This window comes from Paraburkholderia pallida (assembly GCF_004524855.1).
Taxonomy (GTDB): domain Bacteria; phylum Pseudomonadota; class Gammaproteobacteria; order Burkholderiales; family Burkholderiaceae; genus Paraburkholderia; species Paraburkholderia oxyphila.
In genome coordinates, this window is sequence record NZ_CP038149.1 from 770811 (window position 1) to 792415 (window position 21605).

At 62.6% G+C, this 21605-nt stretch carries 25 protein-coding genes; all 25 read left to right on the plus strand.

The window, feature by feature from the left end:
- Nucleotides 1–14: 14 nt before the first annotated feature.
- The 25 genes from E1956_RS18715 (at nucleotide 15) to E1956_RS18830 (ending at nucleotide 21595) form a co-directional block, all read left to right on the plus strand.
- Nucleotides 15–197: a hypothetical protein gene (locus E1956_RS18715; RefSeq protein WP_134751808.1), complete on the plus strand. Its 183-nt coding sequence runs from the start codon at nucleotides 15–17 to the stop codon at nucleotides 195–197.
- Nucleotides 184–747 (plus strand): hypothetical protein, encoded by a 564-nt coding sequence (locus E1956_RS18720; RefSeq protein WP_134751810.1) that lies wholly within the window; start codon nucleotides 184–186, stop codon nucleotides 745–747. Before E1956_RS18715 ends, E1956_RS18720 begins: the two co-directional genes overlap by 14 nt.
- A gap of 17 nt (nucleotides 748–764) precedes the next feature.
- Nucleotides 765–1190 carry a hypothetical protein gene (locus E1956_RS18725; protein ID WP_134751812.1) on the plus strand — a complete coding sequence of 142 codons (426 nt, stop codon included), beginning with the start codon at nucleotides 765–767 and terminating at the stop codon, nucleotides 1188–1190.
- 168 nt (nucleotides 1191–1358) lie between these two features.
- Entirely contained in the window at nucleotides 1359–1550 is a 192-nt protein-coding gene (locus tag E1956_RS18730; protein WP_134751814.1) for a hypothetical protein, read from the plus strand.
- Nucleotides 1547–1849, plus strand: coding sequence for a hypothetical protein (locus E1956_RS18735; RefSeq protein ID WP_134751816.1), 303 nt, complete (start codon nucleotides 1547–1549; stop codon nucleotides 1847–1849). The genes E1956_RS18730 and E1956_RS18735 overlap by 4 nt, the downstream gene beginning before the upstream one ends.
- Nucleotides 1846–2022: a hypothetical protein gene (locus tag E1956_RS46190; RefSeq protein ID WP_167760068.1), complete on the plus strand. Its 177-nt coding sequence runs from the start codon at nucleotides 1846–1848 to the stop codon at nucleotides 2020–2022. The genes E1956_RS18735 and E1956_RS46190 overlap by 4 nt, the downstream gene beginning before the upstream one ends.
- Complete coding sequence (locus tag E1956_RS18740) at nucleotides 2022–2210, plus strand: hypothetical protein (RefSeq protein WP_134751818.1); 189 nt, start codon at nucleotides 2022–2024, stop codon at nucleotides 2208–2210. The genes E1956_RS46190 and E1956_RS18740 overlap by 1 nt, the downstream gene beginning before the upstream one ends.
- Nucleotides 2210–2761, plus strand: coding sequence for a helix-turn-helix domain-containing protein (locus E1956_RS18745; protein WP_134751820.1), 552 nt, complete (start codon nucleotides 2210–2212; stop codon nucleotides 2759–2761). Before E1956_RS18740 ends, E1956_RS18745 begins: the two co-directional genes overlap by 1 nt.
- The gene (locus E1956_RS18750; RefSeq protein ID WP_134751821.1) at nucleotides 2758–4005 is read left to right on the plus strand and encodes a PBSX family phage terminase large subunit; all 1248 of its coding nucleotides are present in this window, start codon (nucleotides 2758–2760) and stop codon (nucleotides 4003–4005) included. The genes E1956_RS18745 and E1956_RS18750 overlap by 4 nt, the downstream gene beginning before the upstream one ends.
- Nucleotides 4002–4343 (plus strand): hypothetical protein, encoded by a 342-nt coding sequence (locus E1956_RS18755; protein ID WP_134751823.1) that lies wholly within the window; start codon nucleotides 4002–4004, stop codon nucleotides 4341–4343. The genes E1956_RS18750 and E1956_RS18755 overlap by 4 nt, the downstream gene beginning before the upstream one ends.
- Nucleotides 4340–6406, plus strand: coding sequence for a portal protein (locus tag E1956_RS18760; RefSeq protein ID WP_134751825.1), 2067 nt, complete (start codon nucleotides 4340–4342; stop codon nucleotides 6404–6406). Before E1956_RS18755 ends, E1956_RS18760 begins: the two co-directional genes overlap by 4 nt.
- 67 nt (nucleotides 6407–6473) lie before the next feature.
- Nucleotides 6474–7397, plus strand: coding sequence for a hypothetical protein (locus tag E1956_RS18765; protein ID WP_232071716.1), 924 nt, complete (start codon nucleotides 6474–6476; stop codon nucleotides 7395–7397).
- A 59-nt stretch (nucleotides 7398–7456) separates the two neighbouring features.
- Complete coding sequence (locus tag E1956_RS18770) at nucleotides 7457–8773, plus strand: P22 phage major capsid protein family protein (RefSeq protein ID WP_134751829.1); 1317 nt, start codon at nucleotides 7457–7459, stop codon at nucleotides 8771–8773.
- 51 nt (nucleotides 8774–8824) lie between these two features.
- Nucleotides 8825–9217, plus strand: coding sequence for a hypothetical protein (locus E1956_RS18775; protein WP_134751831.1), 393 nt, complete (start codon nucleotides 8825–8827; stop codon nucleotides 9215–9217).
- A gap of 45 nt (nucleotides 9218–9262) precedes the next feature.
- Nucleotides 9263–9595 carry a hypothetical protein gene (locus E1956_RS18780; protein WP_134751833.1) on the plus strand — a complete coding sequence of 111 codons (333 nt, stop codon included), beginning with the start codon at nucleotides 9263–9265 and terminating at the stop codon, nucleotides 9593–9595.
- A 3-nt stretch (nucleotides 9596–9598) separates the two neighbouring features.
- On the plus strand, nucleotides 9599–9820 hold the full coding sequence (locus E1956_RS18785) for a hypothetical protein (protein WP_134751835.1): 222 nt from the start codon (nucleotides 9599–9601) through the stop codon (nucleotides 9818–9820).
- On the plus strand, nucleotides 9820–10773 hold the full coding sequence (locus E1956_RS18790; protein ID WP_134751837.1) for a hypothetical protein: 954 nt from the start codon (nucleotides 9820–9822) through the stop codon (nucleotides 10771–10773). Before E1956_RS18785 ends, E1956_RS18790 begins: the two co-directional genes overlap by 1 nt.
- Nucleotides 10770–12257 carry a hypothetical protein gene (locus E1956_RS18795; protein WP_134751839.1) on the plus strand — a complete coding sequence of 496 codons (1488 nt, stop codon included), beginning with the start codon at nucleotides 10770–10772 and terminating at the stop codon, nucleotides 12255–12257. The genes E1956_RS18790 and E1956_RS18795 overlap by 4 nt, the downstream gene beginning before the upstream one ends.
- Nucleotides 12254–13747 carry a hypothetical protein gene (locus tag E1956_RS18800; protein WP_134751841.1) on the plus strand — a complete coding sequence of 498 codons (1494 nt, stop codon included), beginning with the start codon at nucleotides 12254–12256 and terminating at the stop codon, nucleotides 13745–13747. Before E1956_RS18795 ends, E1956_RS18800 begins: the two co-directional genes overlap by 4 nt.
- 33 nt (nucleotides 13748–13780) lie before the next feature.
- Nucleotides 13781–14107, plus strand: coding sequence for a hypothetical protein (locus E1956_RS18805; protein ID WP_134751843.1), 327 nt, complete (start codon nucleotides 13781–13783; stop codon nucleotides 14105–14107).
- Nucleotides 14108–14152: 45 nt separating this feature from the next.
- Nucleotides 14153–14587: a hypothetical protein gene (locus E1956_RS18810; RefSeq protein WP_134751845.1), complete on the plus strand. Its 435-nt coding sequence runs from the start codon at nucleotides 14153–14155 to the stop codon at nucleotides 14585–14587.
- Nucleotides 14584–15306 (plus strand): DNA transfer protein p32, encoded by a 723-nt coding sequence (locus E1956_RS18815; protein WP_134751847.1) that lies wholly within the window; start codon nucleotides 14584–14586, stop codon nucleotides 15304–15306. Before E1956_RS18810 ends, E1956_RS18815 begins: the two co-directional genes overlap by 4 nt.
- On the plus strand, nucleotides 15303–16832 hold the full coding sequence (locus tag E1956_RS18820) for a hypothetical protein (RefSeq protein ID WP_134751849.1): 1530 nt from the start codon (nucleotides 15303–15305) through the stop codon (nucleotides 16830–16832). Before E1956_RS18815 ends, E1956_RS18820 begins: the two co-directional genes overlap by 4 nt.
- Complete coding sequence (locus tag E1956_RS18825; RefSeq protein WP_134751851.1) at nucleotides 16829–19384, plus strand: lytic transglycosylase domain-containing protein; 2556 nt, start codon at nucleotides 16829–16831, stop codon at nucleotides 19382–19384. Before E1956_RS18820 ends, E1956_RS18825 begins: the two co-directional genes overlap by 4 nt.
- Before the next feature lie 96 nt (nucleotides 19385–19480).
- Nucleotides 19481–21595, plus strand: a complete 2115-nt coding sequence (locus E1956_RS18830) for a glycosyl hydrolase family 28-related protein (RefSeq protein WP_134751853.1) — start codon at nucleotides 19481–19483, stop codon at nucleotides 21593–21595.
- The last annotated feature ends 10 nt before the right edge of the window (nucleotides 21596–21605 follow it).

Below are 21605 nucleotides of genomic sequence, written 5' to 3' on the forward strand. Positions count from 1 at the left end.
AACGGAGAGCAGTCATGCTGGATATCAAAGCACTCGAAGAAGAAGCGAAAAAGGAGGTCCGCGACGAGACACAGAGCCGCGCCAAGCGCGCCGTCGTCACGAAGCTGAAGCAGATCCAGACGGCGGAGCAGGTGCTTGTGAACCTGCGCCGCGAATACGACGACCTGATGGCCAGCATTGCTGATGGCTCTTTCTGACCATCGCGTCCTTTCGCTGCCCCACCGCGTGCACTTCTGCGGTTGGGTGGCGACTTTACCTGCCCTGCAGCAGGCTGGCTGGGAGTTGTCGGCCGAGCAGGATTTCCACCGCTATGGCGTGCGCATCGCCATGCGCCATCGCGATCTGCAGTTGCGCGGCATCACGAATACGATCGAGTTCGACTTTTACGACCGGTCGCCGTTCAGGGACAGGCCGCTCGATTTCAGCATCGCCTATATGGCGTCGGCACTGCATGTCGTGACAAACGACAACGTCAGTGCTTTCTCGCCCATCGACGCGATGCCGCAGTTCATTTCGACCGAGCGAAAGAGCATTGACGACTTCGGCATCTTCGCGACGCCGCTCGCGCGAACCGAGGAAATCATCGTCGATCCGCACGACGTGATGGCGTTGCTCGATCGCATCAAGGATCTTCAGCGGCCCGAGCAGGCGGCGATCCGCGAGCGAAATCGATCGCGCGAGCGGCGTTTAGATGAGCCTGGACAGCGAACGCAGTTCCACGCGCAGATTTTGAGCATTGCAGCATAACGGGCTGACGGGGGCCTATGGACCGAATCGACGAACTGCTTTTGGACTGGTACGAGTGGAGCATGGGCTATAACGCGGGCACCGATTACCAGGCATTCGACAGCACCTGCGCGCACTTTCGCAGCAGCCGCCAGTGGATGGATTACGACGAGCTCGATGCTGAGGTTGAATGGTCGCGCAAGAAGTCGATCGGGCGGCAGCTGGAGCCGATGATTCAGAGGCTCGACACGCGCGCGCGCGTTGCTATCAACGCGTCGATGCGCAATTTCCTGAGCGGTGCCTCGGTATGGGGAAGCGCCCGGTTGGGTGATGGATTGAGCCTTGACGCTGAGTACGGGCGCGCCAAGGCGATCTTGTGTCCGCAGATGGTCGCGGTGGGTATTTTGGATCGTTCGGTTTGCGGTAGCTTGAAAAACCTTGACGACTTTGGGATATCCGTGTAATTTCCGGAACCAGTTGGACGGCGTTCGTCCATAGAAAACAGCCCCGCCCGGTGAGAGCCGCGCGGGGCTTTTTCGTTTCCGTGTTTCCTCTCGATGCCTCCTCGTGCGTCGAGCTTTGTCCCAGCCCGTTTCCCGGCGCGCTGGGGCTTTTCTTTTTCAGGACCGTTGATGGCCAAGCTGAGCACCCTCGCGCGCAAGAAGCTGTCCGCGAAGGATTTCGCCGATCCGAAGGATCGTGCGTTTCCGCTCGAGGACAAGGCGCATATCGCGAATGCTGAATCGCGCGAGCGCTTCGCCACGTCGGCCGAACGCAAGAAGATCGACGCGGCCGCGCGCCGCGCATTCGGAAAGAAGAAATGATCCAGCCGACCGACGACCGCATTCTCGTGCGCCCTGACGCGCTGCGCGAGGACATCACCACCGCAGGCCTGCTCGTGAAGGTGAGCGAGAACATCGAGAGCCAGCGCCAGCTCGGTGGCACCGGCATCATTATCGCTGTGGGCCCGGGCAAGCGTGGTCGCGATGGTCGCCGGCGCGAGCTCGTTGTCTCCCCGGGGCAGCGCATCGTCTTCGGCGAGTTCCAGCACAAGGAGTATTTCGAAGGCTCGGAGCGCTTCCTGATCATGCAGGAAGCGGACGTGTGCGGGGTTTTCGAGTGAGCGCGCACGACCAGGCGCTCAGCCTTGCGCTTCGAGCCCACCTCGAAGCGTTCGACGCCGCTCGCCACATGGCCGCTCGTGTGCGCGCGCTCAGCTATCGCGTGCCGTTGATGGTTCGCGTCGGCGATCGTGGCTTCACGTATTCGATCAGCGGCTGGCGCGGAGCGGCGTGATGGAAGCCACGCACGTGATCTGCTGCCCGGCCAGTCCGAATGATGGCAAGCGCGTGCGCGTCATTTCTGACCCTGGCTACAACTGCCGTGACGATGTGGTGGGCGATAGCAACTGGCTCACGGTCGAGCTCGTCGACACGGGCGTTGTCGGCTCAATCGAGCGGCGTTTTCTGGCCGAGGTGCAGTAATGGGACGCCCGTCGAAGCTGACCGATGCGCAGTGGGAAGCCATCGGCAAGCGCATTCTGGCGGGCGAATCGGCTGCTGCGCTCGCGCGCGAGTTCGGCGTGAGCAAGGCCGCGATTTCCGCGCGCGTTTCGAAACGCCATCAGGCTGTGAAAAGCGTTGCGAATCAAATAGTTGAAACTGAGCGCGCGCTTTCGTTCCTGAACGTTTCTGAACAGATGGCCGCGCGTTCACTTGCGGACGACCTGAAAGCCATTAGTGAACATCTCGCGGGCGCGGCGCGGTTCGGCGCGGCGACCGCGCATCGTCTCTCTGGTATTGCGCATGCTGAGATCGGGAAGATCGACGATGCGGAGCCGCTGAGCAAGAAGAGTGTTGTTACGCTTGCTGGCATTTCGACCCTCACAAAGATGGCGAACGAGGCGAGCGAAATTCCGCGCGACTTGCTGCGTGCGAACAAGGAGCAGATCGAACGGCTCAACAACCCTGAGAAGGGCAAGATCGGCTCGATCACGCGCCGCATCATCGATGCGAAGGTCGTCACGTCGAAATGAGCGATCTGTTGCTCGACACGCCGCGGGTGTTTGCTCCGCTGCTGGAGCCTGCGCGCTACAAGGGTGCGCACGGTGGGCGGGGCTCGGGCAAATCGCATTTCTTCGGCGAGTCCGTGATCGAGCGCTCGGCGATCGAGAAGACCGATATCGTCTGTGTTCGCGAGAAGCAGAAGTCGCTGCAGCAGTCCGTGAAGAAGCTTCTGGAGTCGAAGATCCAGACGATGAACGCGGGCTACTACTTCGAGGTGCAGGACGCGCTGATCAAGAGCATCCACGGCGGACAGATCATCTTCGAGGGCATGGCCAACCATACGGCCGAGTCGATCAAGTCGCTTGAAGGTTACGACATCGCCTGGGTGGAGGAAGCGCAGACGTTGAGCCAGAAGTCGCTCGACATGCTGCGCCCGACGATCCGCAAGCCGGCCAGTGAACTGTGGTTCTCGTGGAATCCGCGCTTCCCGACTGACCCGGTCGATGTGCTGTTACGCGGTGGCGATGCGCCACCGGGCGCCGTGGTGGTCGAGGCGAACTATTGCGATAACCCGTGGTTTGGCGATACGCCGCTGGTCGAGGAGATGGAATACGACCGTCGGCGGGACCCGGAGAAGTACACGCACATCTGGCTGGGCGACTACCAGAAGAGCAGCGAGGCGCGCGTGTTCAAGAACTGGCGCGTCGAGGAGTTCGACCGCGCGCCGGGCACGATCTTCCGCCTGGGTGCGGACTGGGGCTTTTCGGTCGATCCGAGCGTGCTCATTCGCTGCTCGCTCGAAGGCAATGCGCTCTACGTCGATTACGAGGCGTATCAGGTCGGCTGCGAGATCGTGAACCTGCCCGAGCTTTTCATGAGTGTGCCGGACGCGGAGAAGTGGCCGATCACGGCGGACTCGTCGCGGCCCGAGACGATCAGCCACATGCAGAAGCACGGCTTTCCGAAGATCGTGCGCGCCGTGAAGGGCCCGGGCAGTCTGGAAGAGGGCATCGAGTTCCTCAAGAGTTTCGACATCATCGTGCACCCGCGTTGCGTGCACACGATCGATGAGCTGTCGCTGTACCGCTACAAGACTGATCCGATGACGGATCAGGTTCTTCCCATCCTCGAAGACAAGGACAACCACGTGATCGATGCCCTGCGCTATGCGTGCGAGGGGGCGCGGCGCGCGATCAAGCGCGTGACGCCCACTGCGAAGCCTCGCGCTGCTGACCGTATCGTTAAAGCTTCTCGCGGCGGGTGGATGGGATGAAGCAGCGCACGAAGCCTCATATCTCGTTCTTCATGCGAGGCGACAGCGCCTTCGTGCGTGTCGACATTTCCCATTTGCCATGCGGCGTTGCGTCTGTCGTAGAAGGCCCGATTTCAAAGAAGCGGGGCGATCGACGCATGCGGGGGGTGCGCCGCGCGTTTTCGAATGCCGTCTATGCAGCCCATCTCCGTGGGTGGAATGCGTTGACGGGTCAGACGCTGCCGACTGTGAATTGGGATTGGGGTCGCGGTCGGCCGCAGCGCGATCACGTCGCGGGATATGCCGAGTACAAGGCGCGTCGTCTGGCTGAAATGAAAGCCGCGGGGGTGGAGCTGTGATTATCGACGAGCGCGGCCGCCCCATTGTGTCGGACCGCAACGCGGTCATCATTGAGTGCAACGAGAACCTCAAGACGTGCGTCGAGGCCGAGTCGCACAATCGCGCCGAGGCGCTCAACGATCTGAAGTTTTCCGCTGGCGACCAGTGGCCGACGATGATCCAGACCGCGCGCGAGCTCGAGCATCGTCCATGTCTGGTGATCAACAAGACCGACAGCTTCGTGCGTCAGGCCGTGAACAACATGCGCGAGCAGCGACCGCGCATCACGGTGCACGCTGTTGCTGGTGGTGCTGACAAGCAGAAGGCCAATGTGGTGGCAGGGCTGATGCGCCACATTCAGGTCAAGAGCCGCGCCGACGTGGCCTATGACACGGCAGCGGACTTTCAGGTGCGCATGGGTTGGGGGTATTGGCGCATCAATACGCGTTACGTGCGCGAGGACAGCTTCGATCAGGAGATCTGCCTCGCGCGCGTGCGCAACCCGTTCACGGTCTATTTCGACCCGTCGAGCATCGAGCCGGACGGTTCGGATGCGGAGTGGTGCATCATCACGGATCGCATGCGCAAGAAGAAATTCCAGCGCAAGTATCCGAAGGCGAAGTGGATCGATTTCAAGAATACGGGCGCAGGCGACGACCTGAGCGACTGGGCTAACGGGGATGAAATTCGCGTTGCGGAGTACTTCAAGATCGAGAAGGTGCCCGACACGCTGTGGCAGCTGAGCACGGGAAAAAACGTCTATAAGTCGCAGGTCAAGCAGGAAGATCTGGACGCGCAGGGCATCACGGTGGTGCAGGAGCGCGATACCGTGCGCCGCCGGGTCATGTGGTACAAGATGACCGCGCTGGAGATCCTCGACAAGCGCGAGCTGCCGGGCCGCTGGATTCCCGTTGTGCCGGTCTACGGTGCCGAATACGACATCGAGGGCAAGGTCATTCGTTATGGCATGGTGCGCGGCCTGCAGGATCCGCAGCGCATGTACAACTACTGGCGCACGTCTGAAACCGAAGTGGTTGCGCTCGCACCGAAAGCGCCTTGGCTCATCGAAGAAAACCAGATCGAAGGCCACGAGGAAGAGTGGGACAACGCGAACAATCGCAGCTACTCGCACCTGAAGTACAAGGCCGTATCACTCGAAGGCACGCCGATTCCGCCGCCGATCCGACAGCAGCCGCAGGGGATGCCCGCCGCGCAGGTCAATGCAGCGATGGGCGCGTCGGAGGACATGAAGGCTGTTGCGGGCATGTTCGATCCCGCTCTGGGCGCAGAAGGGCAGGAAACGTCGGGCGTGATGGTGCAGCGTCGACAGCAGCAGTCGGACCGCAGCAACTTCCATTTCTACGACAACCTGTGCCGGTCGATCCAGCATACCGGCCAGATCATCCTGGACTGGATCCCCCACTATTACGACACGCAGCGCGTCATTCGCATCATTGGCGAAGACGGCGTGCCGGACAGTGTGACGATCAACCAGAAGGTCACCGACGAGCTGGGCGTCGTACAGCAGGTGCTCAACGACGTGACGGTGGGCGAATACGACATCGTGATCGACACGGGCCCGGGCTACCAGACGAAGCGTCAGGAAAACGCCGAGAACATGCTGGGGCTGCTCGGCACGCCGATCGGCGAGAAGGTCGCCATGGTGGCCGACGACATCGTGGTGCGCCAGTTCGACTGGCCGGGCGCCGACCAGATCGCGGACCGTCTTGCCGCGGCAAACCCGATTGCGGGTGTGGAATCGCAGATCCCGGACGACGTACCTGACCAGGCGAAGGCGCTCATCGCTCACCTCATCGCTCAGAACAAGCAGCAAGCGCAGGCCCTGCAGCAGGCTGAGCTCGAGCGTAAATATCGCATGAGCATCGAGCAGATGAAGCAGCAGGGAGAGACCCAGCGCACGACCATGCAGGACGAAACGAAGCGCCACGACATCGCGAGCCGCGACACCACCGCGCGCGACATCGAAGAGATCAAGGGGCAGGTGGCATTGCTGCTCGCCCACCTCGATACGCGCGACAAGCGCGAGGCGCTCACGGCAGCCAAGGAAAGCGCCGTCAATTAACTGAATTTGGTTTCACTCTCGCCCCACCCGGTTACCCCGCCGCGTGGGGCGTTTTCATTGGGGCATCGTGGAGAGATCCATGTCTGAAAAAGCAACCGTTGTCACTTCCGAAACCCTGCTGCAGCACATCACTGGCGCGCCGGCCGCAACTCCTGCGGCTGCTGCGGCACCCGCTGCCAATGAGCCTGCCAAACCGGGCGAAGAAGGCAAGAAGGGCGCTGAAACCACCGCGCAGGAAGGCCAGCAGCCGAAGAAGAAGCCGTTGATCGAGGAACTCGTGCGCACGCGTCACGAGCGCAACGAGGCGCGCACGGAAATTGAGGTATTGCGCGCCGAATTGGCTGAAGCCCGTGAGCAAATGCAGGCCGCGCAGGCGATGCCCGCACCGAAGGACCCCGATCCCAAGCCGCAGCGTGCCCAGTTTGTCAGCGATGACGACTATCAGGAGGCGCTGACGGACTGGAAGGTGGATCAGAAGCTCGCGGAGCGACAACGGGACGAGCAGCAGGCTCGCATCAATGCCGCGCAACAGCAGCTGTCCGATAACTGGAATCGCCGCCTCGAGGTGGCGAAGACCGAGCTCACCGACTTCGATGACGTGGTGGGCAAGTCCGAAGTGGACCTGCCGAACCACATCTACGTCGCTGTCGTGGAGAGCGATATTGGCCCGCAGATTGCGTACTACCTCGCACAGAACCCGGATGAAGCGCGGTTGCTGAAGGGCATGAGCCCGACTGCGGCGCTGCGCATGCTCGGCAAGCTCGAGGACCGTCTTGCGGCTGAGAAGGAAGCGCCTGCCGCCGCGAAGAAGGAAGAGCCGAAGCCTGCCGCTAAGGCAGCAACTGCAGCACCTGAAAAATCGAAAGCACCACCGCCCATCGATCCGCTTTCCGATGCGTCCTCGCCGGTTGAGAAGCCCGCCGCGCAGATGACGTACCAGGAATACAAGGCCATGCGTGAGCAGCAGGCCAAGGCGAGTCGAAAGCGATGACGCGTCCAAACCATTGAAGCCCCGCCAAGAGCGGGGCTTCGTCGTTTACGGAGCCTGAAATGTCCAACACCATGTTGACCATCAGCGAGATCACGTATGAAGCGCTGATGGTCCTCGAGAACGAGATCGTCTTCACCGACAAGGTGAACAAGGAGTACGACGAAAAGTTCGGCATTGCCGGTGCGAAGATCGGTTACACGGTCAACGTCCGCCGTCCGGCCCGCTTCAAGGGCACCGTTGGTCCCGCGCTCAACGTCGAAGACTTCGTCGAATCGAGCGTGCCCGTCACGCTCACGACGCAGTTCCACGTCGATACGCAGTTCTCGACGGCCGACTTGCTGCTGTCGATGGATGACTTCCGCGGGCGTCTCATCAAGCCGGCCGTCGCCGCGATCGCCAATAAGATCGACTTCGACGGTACGACGTTCGCGTACCAGAACACGGCCAACGCCGTGGGTACGCCGGGCACGAAGCCGACCGCTGCGCTTACCGCGCTGACGGCCAAGGCGATCATGGATTCGGAAGCCGCGCCCGATGACGGCGAGCGTTCCATCCTGCTCGATCCGTTCTCGATGATCAGCATGGCCGACGCCCTGAAGGGCCTGTTCAACCCGCAGGCCTCGATCGGCGAGATGTACAAGAAGGGCCTGCTCGGTCGCGACACGCTGGGCTTCGACTGGTACCAGAGCCAGAACATCGCCTCGTACAAGGTCGGCGCGCAGGGTGGCACGCCGGTGTTCTCGACGTCGGGCACCTCGTCGGCGCTGATCACGTCGGGCTGGCAGGACAACGGCACGCTGTACACGACCGGCTGGAGCGCATCGACGAACGTCGTGAACGTCGGCGACGTGATCCAGATTGCTGGCGTGTACGCGGTCAACCCGCAGAACCGTTCACAGTGGGGCTCGAACCAGCTTCGCCAGTTCGTCGTGCGTCCGGCCGTCGGCACGCCGTCCAACGGCACCTTCGCGAACGTACTGAACGGCCTCGGGCAAGTGGTGGGCGGCGCGTACACGTCCGACAGCTCGGGCAACCTGCAGCTCACGATCGCTCCCGCGATCATCAGTGCGGGCCAGTTCCAGAACGTATCGGCTGCGCCGGCGAACAACGCCTCGATCACGGTCTTTGGTTCGGGTGGCGCGTACAGCCCGCAGTCGATCGCGATGCACAAGAACGCGTTCACGCTCGCGAGCGCCGACCTTGAGCTGCCGGACGGCGTGCACTTCGCGGGCCGCGCGGCAGACAAGCAGACCGGCCTGTCGATCCGCGTGGTGCGCCAGTACACGATCAACAACGACGCAATCCCGACCCGTATGGATGTGCTGTACGGCTGGGCGTCGCTGTACCGCGAGCTCGCCTGCCGCGTCGCCGGCTAACCGTCTTGAGGCCGCCTTCGGGCGGCTTCTCCTTTTTCAGGAGCAAGGAACATGACTACGACGAATCCGGGCCCGGCGATTACGGCGAATCCCGTACCGTGCCTGCCCGTCGGCAACCTCCAGAAGGTCGCCGTCATCGCCACCGTTTCACTCACGCCGTCTGCTGTGGCCGCCAACACGACCGCGCAGCAGACCTTCAATGGCTCGGGCCTTGGCCTGACCCAGGGCGACATCTGCGAGGTGCTCGCGGGGCCGTCCTTCCAGGCCGGTCTGCTGACGCTGCCGGGCGTTGTTGGCGCAACTGCTGACCAGCTGCCGATCACCTTCGGCAACTGCACGGCGTCGAGCATCACGCCGGCTGCTGGCGCCTACACCGTGCGCGTCACGCGCCTGCAGGCGAACGACTCCATCCCGGCTGGCTCGGGCTACATGAATTCGTTCTAACCATCCAGGGAGGGCTTCGGCTCTCCCGCTTCTGGAGAACAGCAGATGGCAACGACCATTACCCGCGGCAACGTCCTGCTCGAGGAGCTGCTCGCGGTCACGCTCACGCCGAACAACGGCACGGCGATTCCCGCGAATTCGACGGTGGAAACGACCTACAACCTGCCGGGCACGCAGCTCAACGACTTCGTCGAGATCAACAAGCCCTCTCATACCTCCGGCCTCGTTGTTTCGAACGTCCGCGTGCCCGCTGCCGGTCAGATCGCGGTGCAGTTCGGCAACGTCACGGCCAGCTCGATCACGCCCACCGCCGAGACGTATCTGGTGAGCCTGACGCGCAGCGAATATCAACAGCTTCCTTCGGTCGTGAGCGCCTGAGCCATGGAATTTCCCAAGATGCTCTACCGCTCGAGCGAGCGTTTTCCGGAGCCCGAATCATTCAAGCGCGCGCTCGTTTCTGGCGCCATCCAGACGCTAACGGTGAATTCGGCGGAGGAACAGACGGGCGCGGAAGAAGAGGGCTGGACCGAAGACCTCGCATCGCTATCGGCAAAGAAGCGCGGGCGCCCGCGCACTGACGGCACCAATACGCCGGAGGACTGATGGCGACCGCTCTCGACGTGGTGCAGGGCGCCCTCAAGCGCATCAATGTGCTGGCGGCCGGCGAGACGCTTCCTCCCGAGGATGCGAATGACGCGCTCTATGTGCTCAACGATCTGCTCGACAGTCTGTCGAATGAGCACCTGGCCTGCTACCAGCGCGTCGAGAACATTTTCGATCTGTCGTCCGGCCAGAACATCTATACGGTCGGCAATCCGGCTGGCGGCACGTTCCTTGGCACGACGGTGCAGGGCAGCGCCATCATCTCCGGCGTCACCGCCATGCCGTCCAATATTCAGGTCGGAGGTTCGCTGACCGGCGCTGGAATTCCGGCTGGCGCGACGGTTGCAGCCTTCAGCGCTGGCGCGGCCACCGTGACGATGTCGGCGCCGGCCACCGCGACGTTTTCGGTGCTGGAGCCGATCGACTTCACGACGCCGGGCAACATCAATATCCCGCGGCCACTGCGCATCATCACGGGCTTCACGCGCCTCACGACGTCCGGTATCTCGCAGGTCGATTACCCGTTGCGCCCGATCTCGGTCGAGCAATGGTCCGCCATTGGCCTGAAGAACCAGCCGGGCCCGTGGCCCAAGGTGGTCTATTACGACGCCGCGTTCCCGCTCGCGACGATGTACTTCTTCCCGAACCCGTCGCAGGGCGGCGAGGTTCACCTATGGACCGACAACCTGTTCACGGACTTCCTGACGCTCAATACGGAAGTGAGCCTGCCGCAGGGCTATGTGCGCTTCCTGAAGAATGCGCTCGCGATCGAGCTGGCACCCGAGTATGGCAAGAGCGTCTCGAAGGAGCTGATGCTCGCCTATACGCAGTCGCGCGCCGCGGTGAAGAACCTGAATTCGCAGCAGCAGGCGGTCGCCACGTACGACCATGCGATCGCGGGCCGCGCGAAGAATGACGCGGGCTGGATCCTGCACGGGGGCTTCCTTCAGTGAGCCAGTTCCCGTTTGTCGGCCAGGCGTACGAAGCGCCGATGCTGGTGCAGGACGCGGAGAAGTGCGTCAACTGGTACGTGGAAATCAGCCAGAACGGCGAGTCCAAGACGCCCAGCTCGCTGCTCGGCACGCCCGGTCTCCTGAATCTGCTCACGGTGGGCAGCGGCCCGATCCGCGGTTGCTGGACGCTTCCGGGCGGCGCCGCGGCGATCGTAGTTTCCGGCGCTGCCGTCTATTGGGTCACGCAGCGATCGACGCCCGCGGGTGTGGCTGGCATCACGCTGGCGGCCACGCAGATCGGCTCGCTGCTGACGTCCAGCGGCCCTGTATGCATTCGGGACAACGGCGCAGGCGGCATCGCTGTGATCGTGGACGGTCCGAACGGCTACGTGGTCAACCTGACCGCAAAGACGGTCACCCAGATCACAGACCCGGCGTGGCTGGGCTCGGATCGTGTGGCCTTCATCGATGGCTGGCTCGTGTTCAACGAGCCCGGCTCGCAGACCTTCTACACGTCGCCGCTTTACTGGAACGGCAAGACCGCGATGGACGCCAGCTACTTCTCGCTGAAGGATTCGAGCAGCGATCAGCTCGTGACGATGCATGAGAACATCCGCGAACTGTGGCTCGTCGGCGAGCGCACCAGTGAGGTCTGGTTCGATGCGGGGAATGCAACGTTCCCGTTTTCTCGCCTGCAGGGCGTCACGCCGCAACAAGGCTGCGCTGCAAAGCACAGTATTGCGCGCATCAGCGACGCCCAGCGCGGTGTCGATAGCCTCATCTGGCTCGGGGCCAACGAACGCGGGCAGAACGCCGTCAAGCGCACGTTTGGGTATCAGATCGTCGATGTTTCAACGATCGCGGTCAATCACGCGATCGCGAGTTATCCGGTGACCAGCGATGCGATCGGCTACGTGTATCAGCAGGACGAGCACGAGTTCTATGTGCTGACGTTCCCGACTGCCGACGTGACCTGGGTATGGGACGTGACCACCAATATGTGGCACGAGCGCGCGAGCTATGACCCTGTGGCTGGGCTCTTTCACCGGCACCTGTCGAACTGCGTCATGAATTTTGCGGGCGTGACGATCGTGGGCGACTGCTCGAGCGGCAATCTCTACCAGCTTTCACGTCAGGTCTATACCGACAACGGGAATCCCCTTGTTGCATGGCGCCGCACGCCGCATGTGTGGGACAAGAACAATCGCGAGCGCGTGTTTCATTCGCAGCTGCAGATAGAATTCACGCCCGGCGTAGGCGTGCAGACCGGGCAGGGCAGCAGCCCGCAAGCGGTCCTGCGCTGGTCCGATGATGGTGGCCAGACGTGGGGCAATGAGCACTGGCGTTCGATCGGTATGGCGGGACAGACGAAAAACCGCTGCATCTGGCGGCGTATGGGTCAGGCGCGCGATCGCGTCTATGACGTGAAATTCTCCGATCCCGTTCCGCGCGATGTGGTCGGTGCGAGCCTGATCGCAGTATGAGCGACGTCTACACGAACGCGAGTCTGCCGAACCAGGCAGTCCCGATCGTCGACACCACGGGCCGCGCAACGCGCGAGTTCTGGCTGCTCTTGCTGGCGATTTTCAATCGCTCGGGTGGCAATGGCTCGCCGGTGGACGCCGCGACGCTGCAGCAGGAGATCGGGGCGCTCCAGCAGGCTGCCTACGTGCTGTCGGCCGCCGCGACGGATTTGCCGAACGCAAAGTTGCTGGAAGCGGGCGCCGGCCTTTCGCTCTCGATCGCCGCCGGCGCAATCACGCTTTCCCTGACGGTGCCGGTATCAGTCGAAGATGGCGGTACCGGGTTGTCGACGCTTACGCAATTCGCCGTTGTGCTAGGCAACGGCGCGAGCGCACCGAATTTTGCGCCGCCGGGCGTGGCGGGCCAGGTGCTGACGAGCAGCGGAAGCAGTTCGAATCCTGCGTTTCAGGCGCTCCCCGTATCGTCGATCGCCGCGGGCACCGGCATTCAGGTATCCAATTCGGGGGGCGCCTATACGGTCAGCCTGCAAACGCCGGTCGCTGTCGCCAATGGCGGCACGGGCGCATCGACTGCATCGTCCGCGCGCGGCAACCTCGGCGCGGCGGCGAGCGGGGCGAATAACGACATCACATCGCTGTCTGGCCTCACGACGGCGCTAAGTGTCGCGCAGGGCGGCACGAGCCTCGCGACCCTGACGGCGCACGGTGTCGTGCTCGGCCAGGGCACATCGGCGCCGACGTTCGCCACCATCGGCACCACCGGGCGCGTGCTGACCGACAACGGCGCCGGCGCGGATCCGTCGTTTCAGGCCATCCCGAACCAGACCGGTCGGCTGATCAATGTTCAGGTGCTCTCGAGCACCGCCACCTACACCAAGACGCCGGGCACGAACTTCCAGATTGTCGAGCTGCAGGCGGATGGCGGCGGCGGCGGCGGCACGGCGGCCACCGGTACCGGCCAGAGTGCGGCGGCGTCCGGCGGGGGCTCAGGCGCATACGCGAAGGTGCTCATTGCGACCGCGGTAACCGGTGTGACGGTGACGCTGCCTACCGGCGGCGCGGGCGCTACGGCAGGCAATAACGTGGGCACCGCAGGCACGACGGCGAGCTTCGGTTCGTATGTGTCGTGTCCGGGTGGCAATGCGGGCGCAGGCGGTGCCGCCACGTCGACGGCGAGCGTCGCCGCTGACAGTGTGCCGACGGCCGCACCGACGGTCGGGAGTGGCGCCACGGCGCTCGTGCTGGTGCCGGGCTCGGCGGGGTTCGTGGGTGTCGTCCTGAATCCGGGCAGCGCTTCGTACGGCGGCCAGGGTGGCCCGTCGTCGATGTTCCCGACGCTGTTCCAGGCAAAGGTGGGCTCCGGCGCGGGCATCGGGGCCAGCAACCCGGGGCAGGGCGGCGGCGGCGCGAATCAGGCGGCCGCGAGTGGCGCGGCCAATGCTGGCGGCCAGGGTGGCAACAGCTATTGCGTCGTCTGGGAATTCGAATAACCACTTCAATCGACAGGGGCTTCCATGTCTTCGATGAAATTCCGTCAGGTCTCACTGGCCACGACGAACCTCGCGCGCGTCAAGCTGATGGGTGCGAACCTGACGGGTGCGCTGATCATCAATACGAACGCGGCAGCGCGATATGTGAAGTTGTACGAATCAACCGATACGCCTGTTGTTGGAACAACGGTTCCAGCTATGACGATCGAGGTTCCTGCGTCGTCTCAGCTTGCGCTGGCATGGCCTAACGGCGTGAACTTCAGCCAGACGATGTGGATGGCGACGACGGACAACGCGGCTGACAGCGACGCCACGGCAGTTGGTGCTGGCGATCTCATCACGCAGCTTTTCGTGGAGTGACGATGCTGCCCGTCGAGATGCAGAACGAGATTGTGGAGGTTTCCAGTGAATGACATCTTCGATCGTGCGAGCTCGGGGCGCGAGGCCATTGATCGACTGCAAGCGGCTATTTCGAGCATGCCGCAGGCTGATTTGCCTACGCAGCACTTTTTCGCGGACGGCATGTACGCGCGCTTTCTGCCGCGCCCCGCGGGGACGCTCATCGTTGGTAAGGTCCATCGCAAGGAGCACTTCTATATCGTCTGCTGCGGCACCATCCGCATCACGCAGGGCGATGGGCCCGCGCGCGAGGTCACCGGGCCCGCCGTGCTTGTATCGACCCCTGGAACCAAGCGCGCGGTGTTGGCCATGACCGATGCCACATGCATGACAGTGCATCGAACGAAGAAGCGGAACCTCGACAAGATCGAGCAGGAATTGATCGAGCCTGACGGATCTGCGCTCTTTGATGCGCACAACAAATTAAAGGAACTCCCATGAGTTTCATCGCTGCAGCCATTGTAGGCGGGGCAGCACTGACCGCGGGCGTGGGGGCATTGTCGTCGAGCAATGCGGCGAGCGCTCAGGAGAGCGCGGCGAACAATGCAAATGCCACGCAGTTGCAGATGTTCAACACTACGCAGCAGAACCTGCAGCCGTACAACCAGACGGGTCAGGCTGCGCTCTCGACGTTGACCGGCACGCCGCAGCTACTGGCGACGTTGAATCAGCCGATCAACAATACAAACTGGCAACAGTACATGTCGCCAGCGTACAACTTCCAGTTGCAGCAAGGCGATCAGGCAATCCAGAACAGCGCCGCGGCGCAGGATGGCGCTCTCTCGGGCTCTGCGCTCAAGAGCCTGGTGAACTACAACCAGAACATGGCGGGGACGGCGTTCCAAAACGCCTTCGCCGATTACCAGACGCAGAATTCGAACATCTACAACCGCCTCGCCAATCTCGCAAATCTTGGCGAAAACGCTGCATCAGGAGTGGGGCAGGCCGCAGTCTCTACCGGCAATAGCATCGCCAACACGACGACGTCCGCCGGCAATGCCGCTGCAGCCGCTGATGTCGGCATCGGCAACTCGATCAGTGGAAGCGTGAACAGTGGCCTCGGCTACTACGCGCTGAACAACCTTACCGGTGGGAACTTGTTCGGCAACAACGCTAATGCGGGTGTTCCAGGGTGGACGCCTGCGACAGGAGGGCCATGATGCCGATCGATCCGTCCATCCCGCTGCAGGTCCAGCAAAGCAGCCCGTTCTCGTCCTTGGGACAAGCGACGCAGTCGCTCTCATCGCTCGCTCAGCTGCAGAACATTCAGCAGCAAGGTCAGATGTTCCAGGCTGAGACGCAGAACCTGAATAACTCTGCCGCGCAATCGACGCAGTCCCTCAACGAAATGAATCTCACGCGGCAGGCGATGCTTACCGGCAAAGACCCGGACGGCAATTCGCTAAAGGGACCTGACGGCGAAATCGACCCCATGGCGATGGCGAACTTTGCCAATAAGTACCTGCCCGTGACCGGTCAGGCAGTGCAGCAGTCGATCATCCAGACAATGGATAACCGGCTAAAGCTGAACGATTCAGTTCGCGCGCTCGGGCAGGGCTATCGCAATGACGTTTCCGGGATCATCCGATCCGGCATTGGCTCGGCAGATGCTTCCGGCGTGAGCGGTGGCCTCGATGCCTATGCGAAGCAAAACCCGCAGGCCGCGCCGACCATTGGCTATGCGCAGTCGTTGCTCCAGCACCTGAATCCGAATATGCCGCAGGCGCAGCGCGACCAGGCGCTTCAGCACCTCGCCATGCAGCTGCAGCCGGCGAACACCACGGCGCAGGAGCAAGCGCCCCAGATCGGCACGACGACGGGCTCGGGCGGCGGCGTGCAGGCTGTGCAACTCAATCCCTATTCTGCTGTTCCCATGGGGGCGACGGGACCGGAGACGGCGCAGGGACTATCGCCAGGTGAGGCTGCGACCCGCGTGCCGACATTCCAGAACGGCCAGCCCGGCACCGTGTCGCTTGGCTCGGTCACGCCCGGTTCTCCCGGATATGGCGGGGGCAATCCGTTCGGATCGGGGCGCCTGAATTCGCAGCCCGGGAACAATCCCTCGTTCGCCGGCAGTGGCGCGCCTATCGGCACATCCGCCGACGTGGACTGGATGAAGAAGGATTACCAAGGCGTCACGAGTGATGCCTCGACGGCGCAGCAACGCATCGGGCTCTACAACGCCGTTCAAACGCAATCGCAGAAGGCGCTTACCGGCCCGCGGGATCGCCTGAACTATGCAAACAGCTTGCTTGCCATGGTGCCTGGGGCGGAAAAGGCGCAAGACCTGAATCAAGCGCAAGTACTCCTCAACAAATATGGGTCGATGATCCAGCAGGCTTTCGGCGGCAATACCGATGCCGCCCGCGCCGTCGTCGCGCATTTCACGCCGGGAAGCGTCATGCCGGACAAGGTGAATCAGGAAATCTCCGAGTACGGCAAGGCGAACGCGCAAATGCAATTGTTCGCGCAGCATTATCTGCAAGGAGCGTCGAACGGCACCGACGCTGGCGCTTACAAGGATCGCAAGTCCGATCTGGCGATGATCAGCGATCCGCGCCTCTGGCAATTCCAGAATATGAGTCCAACGGATCGAGTTGGATTTCTGCGCGATATGACGCCTAACCAGCAACAGCAATTTGGCGCGCTCTATAAGCGAGCAAATGCACTGGGAGCTTTCCAGTGAGTGACCCCTTCGATCAAGCGATGGCGAGCCTTGGCGCTGGCGCGGCGGGGAATTCCTCGCCGCAGGCCGCCTCGCCATCTAATGTCCCCGCACCGGGGCCTTCAGCTCCATCTGCTGACCCGTACGGCGGCATCATCGCGCACGCAGCGCAGATGTATGACGTGGATCCGCGCCTGATCCGCGCTGTCATCCAGACCGAGTCGAAGGGCAATCCTCGTGCGGTGTCCTCGCAAGGTGCGGTTGGCCTGATGCAGGTTGAGCCAGATACCGCCAAGGGCATGGGCGTTCGCGGGAATCTTGCTGACCCGCAAACGAACATCCTCGCTGGAACGCAATACCTTTCGCAGTTGCTGGGCCAGTATGGCGATCCACAGACCGCCCTCATGGCCTATCACGGCGGTCCTGACCAACGCGGGTGGGGGCCGAAAACGCAGGCCTATCCCGGGCAGGTGCTAACGAATTTTCAGACGCTTGGCGCGGGGAGCACTTCCGCCGGCAGCGGCTCTGCCCCCTCGGCAACGGCATCTACTGCGCAGCAAGGGAAGCCGGATGTATTTGATTCCGCCATGACGGCCATGAACGCGCCTGCGCAGCCGGCAAAGCCCGTGGCACAGCAACAACCGCCGCAACCTCAACAGGCACAGCCACAGCCAGAAACGAGCGCTCTGAGTGCTCTCGGCCATAGCGCAGCCGGGCTCGCTGACACGATCCTGAGTGCCCCGGGCCAACTTGCACAGCAGGCCGATTACGCAGTGCGGCGCGCTCTCGGCAGCAGCCCGAAGCAGGCCGAGCAGGATTCGTCCAGCTACTTTGGGGGCGCCTCGCATCCGATCGGCAACCTCTTCGGCGTGACGAACACAGCAGGCTACCAGGGCGAAGCGTCGCAGCGCCTGTCGCAGCTGGCAGGCAATGTGGTGAATAAGGGTGCGGCCGCCGTGGCCAACGCAACGGGCATGCCGATGCAGGACGTGGCGAACATGGCCGGCTCGCTGTCGATGCTCGCGCCGGGCGCGGTCAAGGCGGCCGCGCCGGTGGCGCGCGATGTTGCGCTGGCCACCGCGGCCGACGATGCGAATGTGCGTCCTGCGCCGCAGAGTGCGCCCACCGGCCCGGCAATGGCGGCCGCCGGCGCGAACGCCAGAGGCAGTGTTGGCGCCGCCGGCACATCGTTCGCAGAGCAGGCGCGCGCGGAAGGCGTCCCGGATGCGATTGTCCAAAAGATTGCGATGCAGGAGCAAAAGGGGCAGCTGAATCCGACTGCCGCTGCGCGACATATCGAAGCCGGCTCGCTGCCTGTTCCGGTAGAACTGACTGCTGGCCAAGCGACCGGCGATGTGAATCTGATGTCGCAAGAGCAAAACATGCGCGGCAAAATCCCTGCGCTCGCGCAACGCTTTAATGAACAGAATGGCCAGCTGGCGGCGAATCTGGATGCGATCCGCGATCAGGCTGCTCCCGACGTGAATGTGCCTTCTGGCGCTGGCATTGGTCAGGCGCTGGTTGACGCGTACAAACAGGCGGACGCTCCGCTGCAGGATCAGATTGCTGAGGCGTATGACGCCGCGCGCAACGCGGACGGCACGTCTGCGCTGGTCAATACAGCCCCGACGATGAGGAATTTTGAATCGCAGATCGGGCCGACGCGATTCCGTGCGTTGCCGTCGCGTGTCCAGCAGATTTTTGAAGACGCAAAAAACAATAGCGTCACGCTGCCCGGGCAGTTCGATCAGTCGGGTGGCCCGACACGACCGCTGACAGCCCGCGATCTCATGGACATCGATCAAACCCTGTCGGGAGCCATCGCCGAGACGAAGAACACGAGCGTGCAGCATGACATTGGTCAGTTGCGTGACGCGATTCTCGGTGCACCTCTCGATCCATCGGCCGGCGCTGATGCGATGGCCTCGTTCAAATCTGCGCAGGCGCAAGCACGCACAAGATTTCAGGCAATGGAGGCGGACCCTGCGTACAAGGCCGCAATCAATGACGTAGTGCCTGCCGGGGAGCCCTCGCCGCTCGCCGACCAGTTCGTCCAGAAATACATCGCTGGCGGCAAAGCTGCAGCGGTGCGCAACATGGCGCAAAACCTTTCGGGCGATCCGCTGAACCAGCAGCTCATGGCCGCTGGATTGCTTGACCATATCAAGCAACAGGCTGGCGTCGATTTGCGTACGAATACTGGAAATGTCAGCCAGGCCGGGCTTAACAAAGCCCTGACGAACCTTGACCAGAAGACTGGCGTAGTCCTCGGTGCTCCGATCGCGCAGACGCTGGACACATTGGGGAACGTGGCGCGCTACACGCAGGAGCAGCCGCGCGGAAGCTTCGTGAATAACAGCAACACCTTTGTGGCCGGCGCGGCGAACATGGCGAAGTCGGCGCTGGAAGGCGCTGCGAATGTCTATGCGCACGGCGTGCCCGTCGGAACCTGGACGCGCCAGAGCCTGGCTAAGCGCGCGGTCGCGAAAGAGGCCAAGCGCGCGCTGGAGCCCGGTGCCGGCACGAAATTGTCACGCCTTTCAGGCTCGAACCCGTTCGGGCCCTCCCCGTAAAAGTCCATTACACAGTCAGCGAAGCCGCCCATTGAGGCGGCTTTTTCGTTTTTTGGAGCTCGCCTTTGCGCGGGCTTTTTTATTTGAGGTCCACCGATGAACGTGCAGCTCGCGCCGATGGCGGTTCAGCGCTTCTGTGACAACAATGGCAATCCGTTGGCTGGCGGACAGCTCTATACGTATCAGGCGGGAACCACCACGCCGCAGGCCACGTATACGGACTCGACCGGCTCAACCCCGAATGCGAATCCGGTGGCCCTCAACGCGCGCGGGGAGGCGTCCGTCTGGCTTGCACTCGGGCAGGTCTATAAGTTCGTCCTGCAGGACTCGTTCGGCAATACGATCTGGACACAGGATCAGGTCGGCTCTCTTGTCGGCTCCGGAAGCGGCGGCAGCCTGGCACCGTCAGTCGGCATTACCGTCCAGACCATCGCCGCGCTTCGCCTCATCCCGAAGAACACTTTCCCTGCGGTGTCCGTCACCGGCTACTACAAGGAGGGCGACGGCGGGGGTGGCGTCTACTGGTACAACGCGAGCGATATCTCGAGCGCCGATAACGGCGGCACGATAATCGAGGCCGCTGACGGCGGCCGCTGGTATCTGAGTGCCACCGGCACGATCAGCGTCAAGCAGTTTGGGGCGACCGGCAATGGCACGACCGACGACACAGCCTCTATTCAGGCGGCCCTGACCGCGCTGGGCGCGGGCGCTTCCCTCTATGTCCCGCCCGGCACCTATCTGCTGTCCTCGACCCTCACGGGTCTGAGCAACCAGCAGATTCTCGGCGCGGGGCCGAACCAGACCATCTTTCAGCGGACCGGCAACTACGGCGACACGCTGTATATCGCAACCGCGAACGCTGCGCGCGTCAGCGGCATCTGGTTCCAGCAGTCGCCTTCCTATACGGCTGGCGAGACGACGCTTCCAAACCTCGCCACGTCGGGCGCGCAGATCCATCTTGTCGGCGCACAGCAGGCGCTCATTGAAAATTGCTGGGCGTGGCGTCTCGTGTATGGGGTGCATCTCGATGGGTGCACGCTGACCACGATCCGCAACTGCTGGATTCAGGGTGTCTGGGACGACCAGAACGCGGGATGTCAGGAGGGTATCGCCAATATCTGGCTGGATAACGCCTCGGGCAACTGCGAGATCATCAAGATCCTCGACAACTACCTCAACGGGGCAAAGTCGGCCGCGCGCAACCTGACGTGGACCGCTGCCGACGGCACGGTCACGGTGTCGGCCGTAGAAAACATCGGCTCGCAATACGGCGTTCTAGTGTTCGCCTGCGAGGATCTTCTGGTTGATGGCAATTTCATCGGTGCCAACAACGCGGCCGGCTTGATGGCCAATCTGGTTGCGGGCGGCACCAACCTTGATTGGCGCATCACGAACAACTTCTTTGACGACGTGCCCACGCATGGCCCGTCGATCAATTTCACGTCTCCTTCTGACGTCTATGTGAACGGCTGCGCGATCGCGGCCAACGTGTTCAATGGCGAGCTCGTAGGCTTGCAGGCCATTCAGGAATACAGCGCAGGCACGTCCGGGGCAAGTCCCGCGCTGACGAATTTCTCCATTACCGGCAACACCTTTCAGGCGCATGTGGGGACGCCCATCACGCTATATGGCGCGGTGAATGGCGTGATTACGGGCAACATGATCACCGGTTACAACAGCCGCGGCGTTTCTGCGGGGGCGGATGCGACGTTCTGTGCTGCGGTGAATCTGGTCGGCAGTTCGTCCTACGTGCACGTGCATGGCAACAACTGCGGCGGCGCGGTCGATTCTTCATCGCCGTTTGGCGCCTACACGCATCTGGCCATCGCGAACACAGGCACCAATGCCGGCCTTAATTCCGTTCACGACAACATGTTCGTGGGCGGTGGCACTTCTGACAACCAGATCGGCGTGAGGGAATTCGAGCCGACCTTCATCACCTCGACGGCCAACTATCAGGCCACCGCAACGGACCGCATGGTCATCATGGCGGCCGTGCGGTCGGCGGCGTGGTCGTTCGGGCTGCCGACTAATCCACCGATTGGGCGAACCATCACGCTCAAGGACGGCGTAGGGCAGGCCGGAACGTACGGCGTGCAGGTTCTCGGCACGGTGGATGGCGTGACCAATCCGAACTACTCAACCAACTATTTCACGAAGACGTTCATCTGGAACGCCACGGCGAGCCAGTGGAACGTCATTTCCAACTAAAGCTCGGGGC